Genomic DNA, 13,720 nt, shown 5'->3' on the forward strand with positions numbered 1-13,720 from the left:
CTCCATCAACCATTAGCTACTGGGGGTAGCAGGCAGATGACCAAGAAGACGCGCATCCGTGTGGCGCGGATAGCAGCCGGTGCGGTGATCGCGGCCGGTGCGTCGCTGACCGCCGCGGGCGCCGCTTCGGCCCTCGACATCGGCGTCAACCTTCCGGGCGCCGGCGTGAACGTGCACGCGGGCGAGGACGGTGTCGGGGTCGGCGTCGGTATCGGCGGCGACGAGGACCCGACGGACCCGCCCACCGAGGTTCCGACGGAGCCGCCGACGGTTCCGCCGACCGAGGAGCCGACGGTTCCGCCGACCTCGGAGCCCACGGACCCGACCGAGGAGCCCACCGAGCCCACCGAGGACCCGACCGCACCGACCGAGGACCCGACCTCGCCGGGTGACAACGGGGGCGGCAGCAACGGCGGCGGGAACGGCAACACCGACCCCGACGGCGGCAACAACCCGGTCGAGCAGGGCCAGGGCAAGGACGGCCTGCAGGACACCGGCTCCGTGCCGGTCGCCCAGCCGGCTCAGAAGGGCAAGGGCGGTGAGCTGGCCGAGACCGGCGCCGCCGAGACCACGTTCCTGCTGATCGGCGCCGCGACGATGATCGCCGGCGGCATCGGCTTCCGCCTGCTGCCCCGCCTCGCCGGCGGTGGCCGCACGGTCGCCTAGGCAGCCGTAGGTACGTACGTCACGTACGGCACGTACGTCCGTACGTAACGAGAGAAGGGCCCGGAGCGTCGCTCCGGGCCCTTCTCGGCGTCTTGGATGCTTCAGGCGCTTCAGGTGGTTCAGACGGTCTGGTGCGCGAGGAGCGCGACCGCCGTGATGAGCACAGCCACCAGAGCTATCAGAGCCATCGGGTGAAGCCCCGCGAACGGGCCCTCCTGCTGAAGTCGCTCGCGGTTCGCCCGGCACACGGGGCAGCGGCCCTCGCTCACGGGCGCCGCGCAGTTCGCGCACACCAGTCGGTCATAGGTCATGCGCTCTTCCTCCTCCCGCGCGGCGGAGCCGCCACAGCATCATTCTCTCCGCACAACGCTCCGGGGAACGCAACCGTTCCCCCTACCACTGTGCCAGCTTCCGGGGATTTCGGCGCGCCTCCCCGGATGCTGCCCCTTTGGACCCGTTCCGTTCCCGCCAGAACCCGCCCGCGACCAGGCAATCATCGGGACAAAACACTCAACCCAGGACGCGGACTGCGCCGCGGAGCCGGGTTCGCGTATGGTCACGCTCACCTACCCCCGACGCCCACGATGCACCGAGGCGCACCCGTGATCCGATTCGACAACGTCTCCAAGGCCTACCCCAAGCAGACCCGGCCCGCTCTCAGGGATGTGTCCCTCGAGGTCGAGCGCGGTGAATTCGTCTTCCTTGTGGGATCTTCCGGCTCCGGAAAGTCCACCTTCCTGCGGCTGGTCCTGCGCGAGGAGCGCACCAGCCACGGCCAGGTGCACGTCCTGGGCAAGGACCTGGCCCGACTGTCCAACTGGAAGGTGCCGCAGATGCGCCGCCAGCTCGGCACGGTCTTCCAGGACTTCCGGCTCCTGCCCAACAAGACCGTCGGCGAGAACGTCGCCTTCGCGCAGGAAGTCATCGGCAAGTCCCGTGGCGAGATCCGCAAGTCCGTGCCCCAGGTGCTCGACCTCGTCGGTCTTGGCGGCAAGGAGGACCGGATGCCCGGCGAGCTCTCCGGTGGTGAGCAGCAGCGTGTGGCCATCGCCCGCGCCTTCGTGAACCGCCCCAAGCTCCTGATCGCCGACGAGCCGACCGGCAACCTCGACCCGCAGACCTCGGTCGGCATCATGAAGCTGCTCGACCGGATCAACCGCACCGGGACGACCGTCGTGATGGCCACCCACGATCAGCAGATCGTGGACCAGATGCGCAAGCGCGTCATCGAGCTGGAGAAGGGCCGTCTCGTCCGCGACCAGTCGCGCGGCGTCTACGGCTACCAGCACTGAGCCCCGTGAGCACCAGAGCACTGAGAAAGGCCTGAGCAGACGCCATGCGCGCCCAATTCGTCCTGTCGGAGATCGGCGTCGGTCTCCGCCGAAATCTCACGATGACCTTCGCGGTCATCGTCTCGGTCGCCCTCTCGCTCGCCCTGTTCGGCGGCTCGCTGCTCATGCGTGACCAGGTGAGCACGATGAAGGGCTACTGGTACGACAAGGTCAACGTCTCGATCTTCCTGTGCAACAAGGGCGATGCCGAGTCGGACCCGAAGTGTGCCAAGGGAGCCGTCACCGCCGAGCAGAAGCAGCAGATCGTCTCCGACCTGAAGAAGATGCCGGTCGTCGAGAAGGTCTCCCACGAGTCGGCGGACCAGGCGTACAAGCACTACAAGGAGCAGTTCGGCGACTCCCCGCTGGCCAGCTCGCTGACGCCGGACCAGCTCCAGGAGTCGTACCGGATCAAGCTCAAGGACCCGGAGAAGTACCAGGTCGTCGCGACCGCCTTCGACGGGCGTGACGGGGTCCAGTCCGTGCAGGACCAGAAGGGCATCCTGGACAACCTCTTCGGACTCCTCAACGGCATGAACTGGGCGGCGCTCGCCGTGATGGCGCTGATGCTCGTCGTCGCGCTGATGCTGATCGTCAACACGGTGCGCGTCTCGGCGTTCAGCCGCCGCAGAGAGACCGGCATCATGCGCCTGGTCGGCGCGTCCAGCTTCTACATCCAGATGCCGTTCATCATGGAGGCCGCCGTCGCCGGAGTCATCGGCGGTGTGGTCGCCTGCGGCATGCTCCTCGTGGGCCGTTACTTCATGATCGACCACGGTCTGGCACTCTCCGAGAAGCTGAACCTGATCAACTTCATCGGCTGGGACGCGGTCCTGGCCAAGCTGCCGCTCGTCCTCGCGATCGGCTTGCTGATGCCCGCGATCGCCGCTTTCTTCGCGTTGCGCAAGTACCTGAAGGTGTGACAAGGCTCCCCTGAGTTACAGAGCGCCGTACGGTTCAACGAGCCGTACGGCGCTTCGCGTTGTCCTAGACTCACCGTCATGTCGGGCCCCGAACTGTTCTCCCGGCCCCGCCGCTTCGGCCGCGGGGCGGCCCTGACATTGGTCTTCGCGAGCGTCCTCGCGACCGGCGTCGCGACAGGTTCGTGGAGCGCCGAGGGCAGCAACTCCGAGGAGCGTCCCGTCGGTTCGGCCACAGGTGCCGGACACGAGGACGTGGCGGACGCGGCCGCCGAGGCGATGGCCGACGGCAAGTCCCCCACGCAGGCCGCCGAAGAGGCCGTCAGCCGCAGCGGCGACCGCTGGGGCGCGGTCTACTCGCAGGGCGAGTACAAGGAGTTCGAGCAGGAACTCGACGGCCAGTACACGGGCGTCGGCCTCTGGGCCAGGCGCACCGCCGACGGCCGCATCGAGGTCTCCAAGGTCGGTTCCGGGTCCCCCGCGGCGCACGCGGGCGTGCGTCCCGGCGACCGGCTCCGCACTGTCGACGGCCGCCCCGTCACGGGCCGCCCCGTCACCGAGGTCGTCTCCCTGCTGCGCGGCGAGCACGCGGGGACGACGGTCCGGCTCGGCCTGGCGCGCGGCACGCGCGCGTGGACCGAGACCCTGCGCCGGGCGAACCTCGCCACCGAGTCCGTCACCGTCTCCCGCCTCCCCGGCGGCACCGTCCTGATCAAGGTCGCCGCCTTCACCAGGGGATCGGGCGAGCGCGTACGGTCCGCCGTGCGCGACGCCCCCCGCGGCGACGGTGTCCTCCTCGACCTGCGCGGCAACTCGGGCGGCCTGGTCACGGAGGCGGTCACGGCGGCGTCGGCGTTCTTCGACGGCGGGCTCGTGGCGACGTACGACGTGCGCGGACGCCAGCGCGCCCTGCACGCCGAGCGCGGCGGCGACACCTCCAGACCGGTGGTCGCGCTCGTCGACAGCGGCACGATGAGCGCGGCCGAGCTGCTCACCGGGGCCCTCCAGGACCGCGGCCGCGCGGTCGTCGTGGGCTCGAAGACCTTCGGCAAGGGCTCGGTCCAGATGCCGAGCCGGCTCCCCGACGGCTCCGTCGCCGAGCTGACCGTCGGCCACTACCGCACCCCCACCGGCCGCGGCGTCGACGGCCGGGGCATCACCCCCGACCTGGAGGCCGACGAGGGCGCCCGGCAGCGGGCCGAGACAGTATTGAGTGGCCTCGGGGACCCCTCGTAGTGCGAAAATGGCCGCACTATGGCTAAGGGAATGTTCGTACCGAAGGAATCACAGCCCAAGCAGGGCAAGGGGAAGGCGTCCGACCAGAAGGACGGCAAGCGCAAGATCGTCGCGCAGAACAAGAAGGCCCGGCACGACTACTTGATCATGGACACCTACGAGGCCGGCATCGTGCTGTCCGGCACCGAGGTCAAGTCGCTGCGCCAGGGGCGGACCTCCCTGGCCGACGCCTTCGTCCAGATCGACGGGGGCGAGGCGTGGCTGCACAACGCCCACATCCCCGAGTACAGCCAGGGCACCTGGACCAACCACGCCGTGCGCCGCAAGCGCAAGCTGCTCCTGCACCGCGACGAGATCGACAAGCTGGAGTCGAAGTCCCAGGAGTCGGGTCACACGATCGTGACCCTCGCGATCTACTTCAAGGACGGTCGCGCCAAGGCCGAGATCGCGCTCGCCAAGGGCAAGAAGGAGTACGACAAGCGGCAGACGCTGCGCGAGCAGCAGGACCGGAGGGACTCGGACCGCGCGATCGCGGCGGCCAAGCGGAGGCAGCGGGCGCGCGAGCGCTGACGCCCGGCTCCGCCGGTAGGCCAGTCCGCTGGTGGTCTGCCTGGAATAGGCTGGCACCGCCGCCCGTTAGTCACGTACGATGGGTCATGTCCCGCTGGTGACGGGACACGTTTTGAAAAATCAACATGGGGATGATCGGTTTCGACAGCGGCTGTCGAAGCAGGGGAAGCGAGCCGAGGAAGCGGCAATGATCTCGTAAACCATATGTCGCAACCAATAATCGCCAATTCCAAGAGCGATTCCCAGTCCTTCGCCCTCGCTGCCTAATAAGCAGTGACTGAAGGACCCTAAAAGGGTGTCAGCCCGGGGGTGTTCCCGACCCGGATCCTGGCATAATCTAGGGAACTAAACCGCCGAGCCCGGTCACGGGGTTCGGTGGGAAATCAAACAGTGGCTGAGCCCGTCGGAGACTTGTTCGCGTGATCTCCGGGGCTGAGAAAATCGAAGCGAACTGCGCTCGGAGAAGCCCTGATTCTGCACCGTTGGACGCGGGTTCGATTCCCGCCATCTCCACAAACCCCATGTGAGACAAAGGCCCGGCTGGCACACAGCCGGGCCTTTGTCGTTGTGTGGCCCGGCTCCATATCGGGGGCCCCGGACCGCCTCTACGGTCCCTCCCCATGACACCGACCAGAGCCGCAACACCCCCACGTCTCGCGTTCGTGGCCCTCCTGGCCGCCCTCCTGTCCGTCTTCCTGCCCGCGCCCCGCGCCGGCGCCGCCGCTGCCGCCGGGGCGATCCAGGAAGTCACCGGCTTCGGGACCAACCCCGGCGCCCTCAAGATGTACCGCTACGTGCCCGACGGGCTGCCCGCCGGGCGGCCCGTCGTCGTCGCCCTGCACGGGTGCACGCAGAACGCCTCCGGCTACGGCACCGGCAGCGGCTGGACCGAGCTCGCCGACCGGTGGGGATTCTCCGTCGTGCTGCCGCAGCAGCAGGCCGGGAACAACGCGTCCTCCTGCTTCAACTGGTTCCAGGCCGGCGACATCGAACGCGGCCAGGGCGAGGCCGCCTCCGTCGCGCAGATGGTCGACCGCCAGCTCACCGACGCCTCCGGCGACCCCGCGAAGGTCTACGTCACCGGGCTGAGCGCCGGGGGCGCCATGACCTCCGTGATGATGGCCGCGTACCCCGAGAAGTTCGCCGCCGGAGGCGTCGTCGCCGGGCTGCCGTACGGGTGCGCGGCCGCCGCCGGGTCGCCGTACGTGTGCATGTACGTGGGCGCCACGCAGACCGCGGCGCAGTGGGGTGACCGGGTGCGGGCCGCGCGGCCCGGGTACGCTGGGCCCTGGCCGCGGCTCACCGTCTTCCAGGGCAGCGCCGACTACACCGTCAAGCCCGTGAACATGACCGACCTGATGAAGCAGTGGACCGATGTCCAGGGCGCCGATCAGGTCGCCGACGTCAGCGACAGCGTGGGCGGGTATCCGCATCAGGTCTTCCGCCGGGCGGACGGGAGCGCCGCCGTGGAGACGTACAGCATGACGGGGATGGGGCACGGGCAGCCCGTCGATCCGGGGAGCGGGGCCGCGCAGTGCGGGACCGCGGGGGCCTACATCCTCGACGTGAACCTGTGCGCGGCCTACGCGATGGGTCACTCGTGGGGGCTCGGCTGACGCACCCTGTCCGCGGGCGCCGCGATCGGGGATGCTCCTGAGGCATGAGTAGACCCGACGGACCCGTGAGACGACTCCTCAATCCCCTTGCACGTCAACGGCGTTACCTCGTCTGGCCCGCCCTCGTCGCGCTCGCGGCGGGCCTGACCTGGGGCTCACCGGCCGGTGCCGAAGGCGACCGCACCGGCCTCCCCGAGGCCATCGACACCATCCTCGGAGACCCGTCCATGGAGGGCGGCGCGGCGAGCGTCGTCGTCGCCGACGCCCAGAGCGGCGATGTCCTTTACGCGCACAATCCCACCGGGCGCCTGATGCCCGCGTCCAACACCAAGCTGCTCACCTCGACCGCCGCGACGGAACTCCTCGGTACCGGCTACCGGTTCACCACCGACGTGCTCGGTGACGGGCGGCGGCGGGGGAGTGTCCTCGACGGCGATCTGTATCTGCGCGGCACGGGCGACCCGACCGCCCTCGCCAAGGACTACGACGCACTCGCCGCGAAGGTCGCCGCGTCGGGCGTGAGGTCGGTCAGCGGGCGCCTCGTCGCCGACGACACCGCGTTCGACCGTCAGCGGATCGGCCGCTCCTGGGCCGCCGACGACGAGTCCTCGTACTACGCGGCGCAGATCTCCGCCCTGAGCGTCGCGCCCGACACCGACTACGACACCGGGACGGTGATCGTCGAAGCCTCGCCGGGAGCGGAGGCCGGGGACAAGCCGAAGATCACCGTCACGCCGAAGACGCACTACGTCGACATCGACGTACGCGCCACGACCGTCGCGGCCGGCGGCGACGACAGCCTCACCGTCGAGCGGCAGCACGGCACGAACACCGTCACCGTCAGCGGCACGGTCCCCGTCGGCGGGGCTACCACCAAGGAGTGGGTCACCGTCTGGGAGCCCACCGGATACGCGGCCTCCGTCTTCCGTGACGCGCTCGCCGCGCACGGCGTGAAGGTGTCGGGCGGCACGAAGCTCGGGCGCGCCACCCCGAAGGGCGCCGTACGGCTCGCCACACACGACTCCATGCCCCTGAAGGACCTGCTGATCCCCTTCATGAAGCTCAGCAACAACATGCACGCCGAGATCCTCACCAAGGCCATGGGCGCGAAGGCGACCGGCCGCCCGGGGAACTGGGACGACGGGCTCGTGGCGATCAGCGGCTATCTGAAGGGCATCGGTGTCGACACCGGGCGGCTGCGCCAGGTCGACGGGTCCGGGCTCTCGCGGATGGACAACGTCCCCGCGGGCCAGATCGCGAAGCTGCTGCTCGCGGTGCGCGCCGAGCCGTGGTTCGGCGACTGGTACAAGGCGCTGCCGGTGGCCTGCGACCCGGACCGGTTCGTCGGCGGGACGCTGCGCTCGCGGATGTGCAAGACCCCGGCCGCGCTCAACGCCCGCGGCAAGACAGGGTCGTTGACCGGTGCGTCCGCGCTCTCCGGCTACGTCAAGGACGCCGGCGGACGCGAACTCGTCTACAGCATCGTCCAGAACAACTATCTGGTCGACTCGGTGAAGCCTCTTGAGGACGCGATCGTGGTGACGCTCGCGAAGTCGGATGCGGACGCGGCGGTGGCGGTCAGACCGCGCACGCTGCGCTCCGTGCCGGTCTCCGAGCGCAAGGGCGACCTGGAGTGCTCGTGGCGCAAGCCGGCCGTGTGCTGACGGCTACGGGTGACTACGTACGGTCGCGCGCGTCGCGGCGTACGTAGTCGCCGCGTACGTAACCGATGAGCGCGAGTGCGAGCGCGCAGGCCGACGCGGTGACCGGGACCGCGTAACCCGCGGTGGGGCCGAGGCGCTCCACCGCGGAGCCGCCCGCCGCCGCGCCGCAGGCGATGCCCCCGAGCAGGCCGGTCACGGCGAGAGTCATGCCCTCGTTCAACTGACCCTCGGGGGTGCGGGCCTGGACCAGTGTCATGCCCGTGACCATCGTCGGGGCCGTCGCCATACCGGCCACGAGGAGAGCCCCGGCGACCGCGAGAAGAGAGCCGGTGAGCGCCGCGAGCAGCGGGAGGGCCAGCAGGACGGTCATCGCGGCGACGCACACCGGGTGGCGCCGCGCGACGGGACCGGCCGGCCGCACCGCCCCGTAGACCAGGCCCGCCACACAGGAACCGGCCGCCTGGAGTGCGAGGACCGCGCCGGCCGCCGCCTTGTGGCCCGCCTCGTCCGCGAACGCGATCGTGACCACCTCCATCGATCCGAACACGGCGCCGGTGGCGAGGAACGACGCGAGGAGAACGGGCATCCCGCGCGCGTGGAGGGGCGATTTCGTGGCCGTGCGCCGATGGGTGGGCGGTTCCGTGGCGCGCTGCGCGGTGAAGACGAGCACGCCCGTGAGGAGCAGGACCGCGCCGATCAGGGTGCCCGCCTCAGGGAAGAGCGACCCGCACAGGAAGGCGGCGACGACCGGGCCCAGCATGAAACACAGCTCGTCCGCCGCCTGCTCGAAGGAGTTCGCGGTGTGCAGGGCGGTGGGGTCGCCCTTGAGGAGGTGGGCCCAGCGGGCGCGTGACATGCCGCCCGTGTTCGGCGTGGTGGCCGTCGCGGCGTAGGCGGCGAAGAGGGTCCAGCCGGGCGCTTCGAAGTGCACGCAGAGGAGGAGCGCGAGCGATCCGCAGACCGCGACCGCCGTGGCGGGTACGGCGATCCTGGCCTGCCCGTAACGGTCCACCAGACGTGCCGTCCACGGGGCGACGACCGCAGTCGCGGCCATCCCGGTCGCGGTGACGGCCCCGGCGAGCGCGTACGAGCCGCGCGACCCGGCGATCATGATGACGGCGCTGACGCTGAACATGCCCATGGGAAGCCGGGCGAGGAGGTTCCCGAGCGTGAAGGCGAGGGCGCCGGGGGTGGAGAGGAGACGCACGTACGGGGAGCGGCTGGGCCGTGGCGGGGCGGTGGAGGTCGGGGGAGCGATGGCGGGCTCGGATATGGCATCGGGCATGTGATCAGCGTCGTCGTGGGCCGCTTGCCCGGTCCAACACCTTCTCCGTGCCGATTCACGCGCCCGCGTTGTAAGTTCGCCGGATGCCCGACCAGCCAGCCGCGCCCGTCCCACCAGCCGCGCCCGTCCCACCAGCCGCGCCCGTCCCACCACCCGCGCCCGTCCCACCACCCGCGCCCGTCCCACCACCCGCGCCCGTCCCACCACCCGCGCCCGTCCCACCACCCGCGCCAGTCCAGCCGGCCGCGCCCGTCCCACCACCCGTGCCCGTCCCACCACCCGCGCCCGGCACGCCTGCCCCCGCCCACTTGGAGCCCCGGCTGCTGCGCGCCTTCCTCGCCGTCGCCGAGGAGCTGCACTTCACCCGCGCCGCCGCCCGGCTCTACGTCGCGCAGCAGGCCCTCAGCCGGGACATCCGCCGGCTCGAACGCGAGCTGGGCGTCGAGCTGTTCGCGCGGAGCACCCGCCAGGTCGCCCTGACCGCCGACGGGGCGCGGCTGCTGCCGTACGCGCGGCGGGTCCTCGATGCGCAGGACGAGCTGCTCGCCGCCTTCGCGCGCCGCCCGGCCGCGGGGACGGTGCGGCCGCTGCTCGTCGACGTGAACAGTCCGGGCCTCGTCTTCGAACGCATCCTGGAGCGAGCACGCGAGCTGGCCCCCGAGTGCGAGCTGATGGCCCGCTACGAGAGCGGCCTGACCGGCGCCGCCGCCGAGATGACCGCGGGGCGCCTGGACGCGTCGTTCGGGCGGTACGCGGGGCTCGACGCGGCGGTGCGGGCGCGCCTTTCGCAACAGCCCGTGCGGTACGAGCCGATGACGGTGGTCCTGCCCGAGGACCATCCCCTCGCCGCCCTGGACGCCGTGCCGCTCGCGCGGCTCGCGGGCGAGACGGTGTACGCGGGCGCGGGCAATCCCCGTACACCGGAGTGGACCGACCTGGCCGGGCGGCTCTTCGAAGGGCGTGGCATAGCGGTCGCGCCGCCCGCGCCGCTCGCCGTGGGCGTCGAGGAGTTCCGGCGGATCATGGCCAAGACGGGGACGCCGGTGCTCGCCGCGGGGGACTTTCCGGCCATGCCCGGATCGGTCGTGAGGCCCCTGACCGACCCCGTACCCCTGTCGCCGGTGTCACTGGTGTGGCCGACGGGGCTCGTGCACCCCGGGATCGACGCGCTCCGTGCGGCGGCGGCCACGCTCGCGGAGGAGAACGACTGGCTCCGTAAGCCCCCAGGTACCTGGATACCGGCCATAGATGCACTCATCATGATGAGTCGGGACTGAGGGTTGGACGCGGCTGTCACTCGCGTGCGCTACATTCGTCCTCCGAGCGCATTGTGATAAGGGGGGCGCTCGGATCGGGTGGGGGCCCGGTCCGGACGACGAGTGCTCGGTACGTCGTGCGCGCACCCATGTTCATGTCCTTGGGGGGATGTGCGTACGGTGGAACACTGGCGAGAAAATGCCCGTTCCGGGCAGACTCATGATCCTAATGAAGTGACGGTCCAACTCGACGGCGCAGGGCGCCAGTTGGACGAACTCATCGCTGCGCGGCACGAGGGTGCGGGCGCGGCCGACAAAGAAGTCCCGGTCTTCGTCGACGACTCGGGCCGGCGTAACCGCAGGTACCGCCGCTTCGGCGCGATCGTCGGAATGATCTGCGCGGTCTATGCCGTGGTCATCGTGGCGACGCTGCTCTCCGGAAACTCGAACGCGCCCTGGCTGCCCATCACGGGCCAGAACGACGACAAGCCCGCGGGCAAGGTGGACACGCCGCCGCTGCCCGCCGACCCGGCGGCCAGGCCGTCCTCGTCGACGGGCGCCACGGCCGGTCCCAGCGCCTCCGGCACCGGAGCGGCGTCCAGCGAGCCGGGCGCCGGCTCGTCGACCGGGCCCGACGGCAGTGCGAGCGCGAAGCCGGGCGGCCAACCCGGCAAGTCGCCGGACCCGAAGCCGTCCGGCGGCCCCGGCAAGCCCGACCCCGGTCATTCACCCGACCCGGGCCCCGGCCCCTCGGGCAATCCTGAGGAGCCCAGCTCACCCGGTCCCGGCGAGCCGTCCCCGTCGGACAGCGGGCCGCCCGTCGAGCCGTCACAGACCCCGGTCCAGGGCGGCACCGAGACCGTCGCGGCGCCGCCCGTCGAGTCGCCCGTCACGTCGCCCGCAGACCCGAGTCAGAGTCCGGCCGGACCGCCAACGGCCTCGTCCCCGGAAAGCGGCATCCTGTAAATGTCCTCCCGCCCCCGCAGCAACCGCAGGGCGCCGCGTCGCCGCCGCCTGCCCATGCGCTATCTGCTGCCGTCGCTGCTCCTGGTCGCCCTGCTCGCGATGCTCATGCTCCGCGGGTACGTGCACAGCGAGATCCTCGCCGACCACCGCATCCAGCCGCCCGCCGCCACTGACCACGTCCCCGAGAAGATCCTCGAGGGCGGACCCGTCATCGACACGCGCGGCGGGCGCGAGACCAGCATGAGCGTGCCCGACCACCGGCTCGTCCTCACCTTCGACGACGGCCCCGACCCGGAGTGGACCCCGAAGGTCCTCGACGTCCTGAAGGAACACCACGCGCACGGCGTCTTCTTCGTCACCGGCACCATGGCCTCCCGCTACCCGGACCTGGTCAAACGCATGGTCGACGAGGGTCACGAGGTCGGCCTGCACACCTTCAACCACCCCGACCTCTCGTACCAGTCCAAGAGCCGTATCGACTGGGAGCTCACGCAGAACCAGACGGCGCTCGCGGGCGCCGCTGGCATCCGCACCTCGCTCTTCCGGCCGCCGTACTCCTCGTTCGCCGACGCCATGGACGACAAATCCTGGCCGGTCACCGAGTACATCGGCAGCCGCGGGTACCTCACCGTCGTCAACAACACCGACAGCGAGGACTGGAAGCGCCCCGGCGTCGACGAGATCATCCGCCGTGCCACGCCCCAGGGCGGCAAGGGCGCGATCGTCCTCATGCACGACTCCGGTGGCGACCGCTCGCAGACCGTCGCCGCCCTCGACCGCTTCCTGCCCCAACTCCAGGGCCAGGGCTACGACTTCGTCAATCTCACCGAGGCGCTCGACAAGCCCGGCGCCCACACCACCAGCGCCCACACACCCGTCCACGGCCTGGAGCTGGCGAAGGGCAAGGCCTGGATCTACGCCGTCGAGGCCTCGGACAACGTGACGGGCGTGCTCGTCGTCGGGCTCGCGGTCATCGGCGTCCTCGTCTTCACCCGCTTCGGCCTGATGCTCCTGTTGTCGGGGGCGCACGCCCGGCGCGTGCGGCGCCGCGGGTTCTCCTGGGGGCAGCCCGTCATCGAACCGGTGTCGGTCCTGGTCCCGGCGTTCAACGAGGCCAAGTGCATCGAGAACACCGTGCGTTCACTCATGTCGAGCGAGCACCCCATCGAGATCATCGTCATCGACGACGGCTCGACCGACGGCACGGCCCGCATCGTCGAGGACCTGCGCCTGCCGGGCGTCCGGGTGGTCCGCCAGCACAACGCGGGCAAGCCGGCGGCGCTCAACAGAGGCCTGGCCAACGCCCGGTTCGACCTGATCGTGATGATGGACGGCGACACGGTCTTCGAGCCGGCGACCGTGCGCGAACTGGTCCAGCCGTTCGGCGACCACCGAGTCGGCGCGGTCGCGGGCAACGCGAAGGTCGGCAACAAGGACTCCCTGATCGGGGCCTGGCAGCACATCGAGTACGTGATGGGCTTCAACCTCGACCGGCGCATGTACGACATGCTGCGCTGCATGCCCACGATCCCCGGGGCCGTGGGCGCCTTCCGCCGCAGCGCCCTGGAGCGCATCGGAGGCATGAGCGACGACACGCTCGCCGAGGACACCGACGTCACCATGGCCCTGCACCGGGACGGCTGGCGCGTGGTCTACGCCGAGAAGGCCCGTGCCTGGACCGAGGCCCCGGAGTCGGTCCAGCAGCTCTGGTCCCAGCGCTACCGGTGGTCGTACGGCACGATGCAGGCGATCTGGAAGCACCGCCGCTCCGTGATCGAGTCGGGCCCCTCCGGGCGCTTCGGCCGCATCGGGCTGCCCTTCGTCGCCCTCTTCATGGTCCTCGCGCCGCTTCTGGCGCCCCTCATCGACGTCTTCCTGCTCTACGGCCTCGTCTTCGGCCCGACGGAGAAGACGATCGTCGCCTGGCTCGGCGTCCTCGCCATCCAGGCCGTCTGCGCGGCCTACGCCTTCCGGCTCGACCGCGAGCGCATGACCCATCTCATCTCACTCCCGCTCCAGCAACTCCTCTACCGGCAGCTGATGTACGTCGTGCTGCTCCAGTCCTGGATCACCGCGCTCACCGGCGGCCGGCTGCGCTGGCAGAAGCTGCGGCGTACCGGAGCGGTGGGGGCGCCGGGCGCGATTCCGCGGCAGCGGGCGTCGCACGGCAACGATCGGAGGCCCGTCGCATGACGTATCCCACTCCCGCC

Annotated in this window: 12 protein-coding genes and 1 other RNA gene; 11 read left to right on the forward strand and 2 right to left on the reverse strand. The window is 70.6% G+C overall.

All coding sequences use genetic code 11. The features are described from left to right. The first annotated feature begins 36 nt into the window (after positions 1–36). On the forward strand, positions 37–666 hold the full coding sequence (locus ACIPWY_RS10215) for an LPXTG cell wall anchor domain-containing protein (RefSeq protein WP_401532724.1): 630 nt from the start codon (positions 37–39) through the stop codon (positions 664–666). A gap of 119 nt (positions 667–785) precedes the next feature. On the opposite strand, the gene ACIPWY_RS10220 is transcribed toward ACIPWY_RS10215, so the two are convergent. Next, positions 786–977, reverse strand: coding sequence for a hypothetical protein (locus tag ACIPWY_RS10220; RefSeq protein ID WP_362906326.1), 192 nt, complete (start codon positions 975–977; stop codon positions 786–788). Between the two features lie 291 nt (positions 978–1,268). On the opposite strand from ACIPWY_RS10220, the gene ftsE reads away from it, so the two are divergent. The 7 genes from ftsE (at position 1,269) to dacB (ending at position 8,003) form a co-directional block, all read left to right on the forward strand. Then, positions 1,269–1,958 carry a cell division ATP-binding protein FtsE gene (gene ftsE / locus ACIPWY_RS10225; protein ID WP_116512695.1) on the forward strand — a complete coding sequence of 230 codons (690 nt, stop codon included), beginning with the start codon at positions 1,269–1,271 and terminating at the stop codon, positions 1,956–1,958. 44 nt (positions 1,959–2,002) lie between these two features. Further along, positions 2,003–2,920 (forward strand): permease-like cell division protein FtsX, encoded by a 918-nt coding sequence (ftsX, locus tag ACIPWY_RS10230; protein ID WP_362906324.1) that lies wholly within the window; start codon positions 2,003–2,005, stop codon positions 2,918–2,920. Positions 2,921–2,998: 78 nt separating this feature from the next. Further along, a complete protein-coding gene (locus tag ACIPWY_RS10235; protein WP_362906322.1) occupies positions 2,999–4,153 on the forward strand; it encodes a S41 family peptidase in 1,155 nt (384 codons plus the stop codon). Positions 4,154–4,183: 30 nt separating this feature from the next. Continuing rightward, on the forward strand, positions 4,184–4,723 hold the full coding sequence (gene smpB / locus ACIPWY_RS10240) for an SsrA-binding protein SmpB (RefSeq protein ID WP_362906320.1): 540 nt from the start codon (positions 4,184–4,186) through the stop codon (positions 4,721–4,723). Between the two features lie 127 nt (positions 4,724–4,850). Next, positions 4,851–5,239: a transfer-messenger RNA gene (ssrA, locus tag ACIPWY_RS10245) on the forward strand. Positions 5,240–5,343: 104 nt separating this feature from the next. Continuing rightward, positions 5,344–6,339, forward strand: a complete 996-nt coding sequence (locus tag ACIPWY_RS10250; RefSeq protein WP_362906318.1) for a PHB depolymerase family esterase — start codon at positions 5,344–5,346, stop codon at positions 6,337–6,339. Between the two features lie 44 nt (positions 6,340–6,383). Next, positions 6,384–8,003, forward strand: coding sequence for a D-alanyl-D-alanine carboxypeptidase/D-alanyl-D-alanine-endopeptidase (gene dacB / locus ACIPWY_RS10255; protein WP_401532729.1), 1,620 nt, complete (start codon positions 6,384–6,386; stop codon positions 8,001–8,003). A gap of 13 nt (positions 8,004–8,016) precedes the next feature. Here dacB and ACIPWY_RS10260 read toward each other — a convergent pair whose 3' ends face one another. Then, positions 8,017–9,288 (reverse strand): MFS transporter, encoded by a 1,272-nt coding sequence (locus ACIPWY_RS10260; RefSeq protein ID WP_393704624.1) that lies wholly within the window; start codon positions 9,286–9,288, stop codon positions 8,017–8,019. Between the two features lie 263 nt (positions 9,289–9,551). On the opposite strand from ACIPWY_RS10260, the gene ACIPWY_RS10265 reads away from it, so the two are divergent. The 3 genes from ACIPWY_RS10265 (at position 9,552) to ACIPWY_RS10275 (ending at position 13,703) form a co-directional block, all read left to right on the forward strand. Further along, complete coding sequence (locus tag ACIPWY_RS10265) at positions 9,552–10,565, forward strand: LysR family transcriptional regulator (RefSeq protein WP_393704622.1); 1,014 nt, start codon at positions 9,552–9,554, stop codon at positions 10,563–10,565. A gap of 213 nt (positions 10,566–10,778) precedes the next feature. Next, positions 10,779–11,510, forward strand: coding sequence for a hypothetical protein (locus ACIPWY_RS10270; protein ID WP_362906311.1), 732 nt, complete (start codon positions 10,779–10,781; stop codon positions 11,508–11,510). After that, positions 11,511–13,703 (forward strand): glycosyltransferase, encoded by a 2,193-nt coding sequence (locus ACIPWY_RS10275; RefSeq protein ID WP_401532732.1) that lies wholly within the window; start codon positions 11,511–11,513, stop codon positions 13,701–13,703. The last annotated feature ends 17 nt before the right edge of the window (positions 13,704–13,720 follow it).

The organism is Streptomyces sp. NPDC090032, assembly GCF_044748025.1.
GTDB lineage: Bacteria > Actinomycetota > Actinomycetes > Streptomycetales > Streptomycetaceae > Streptomyces.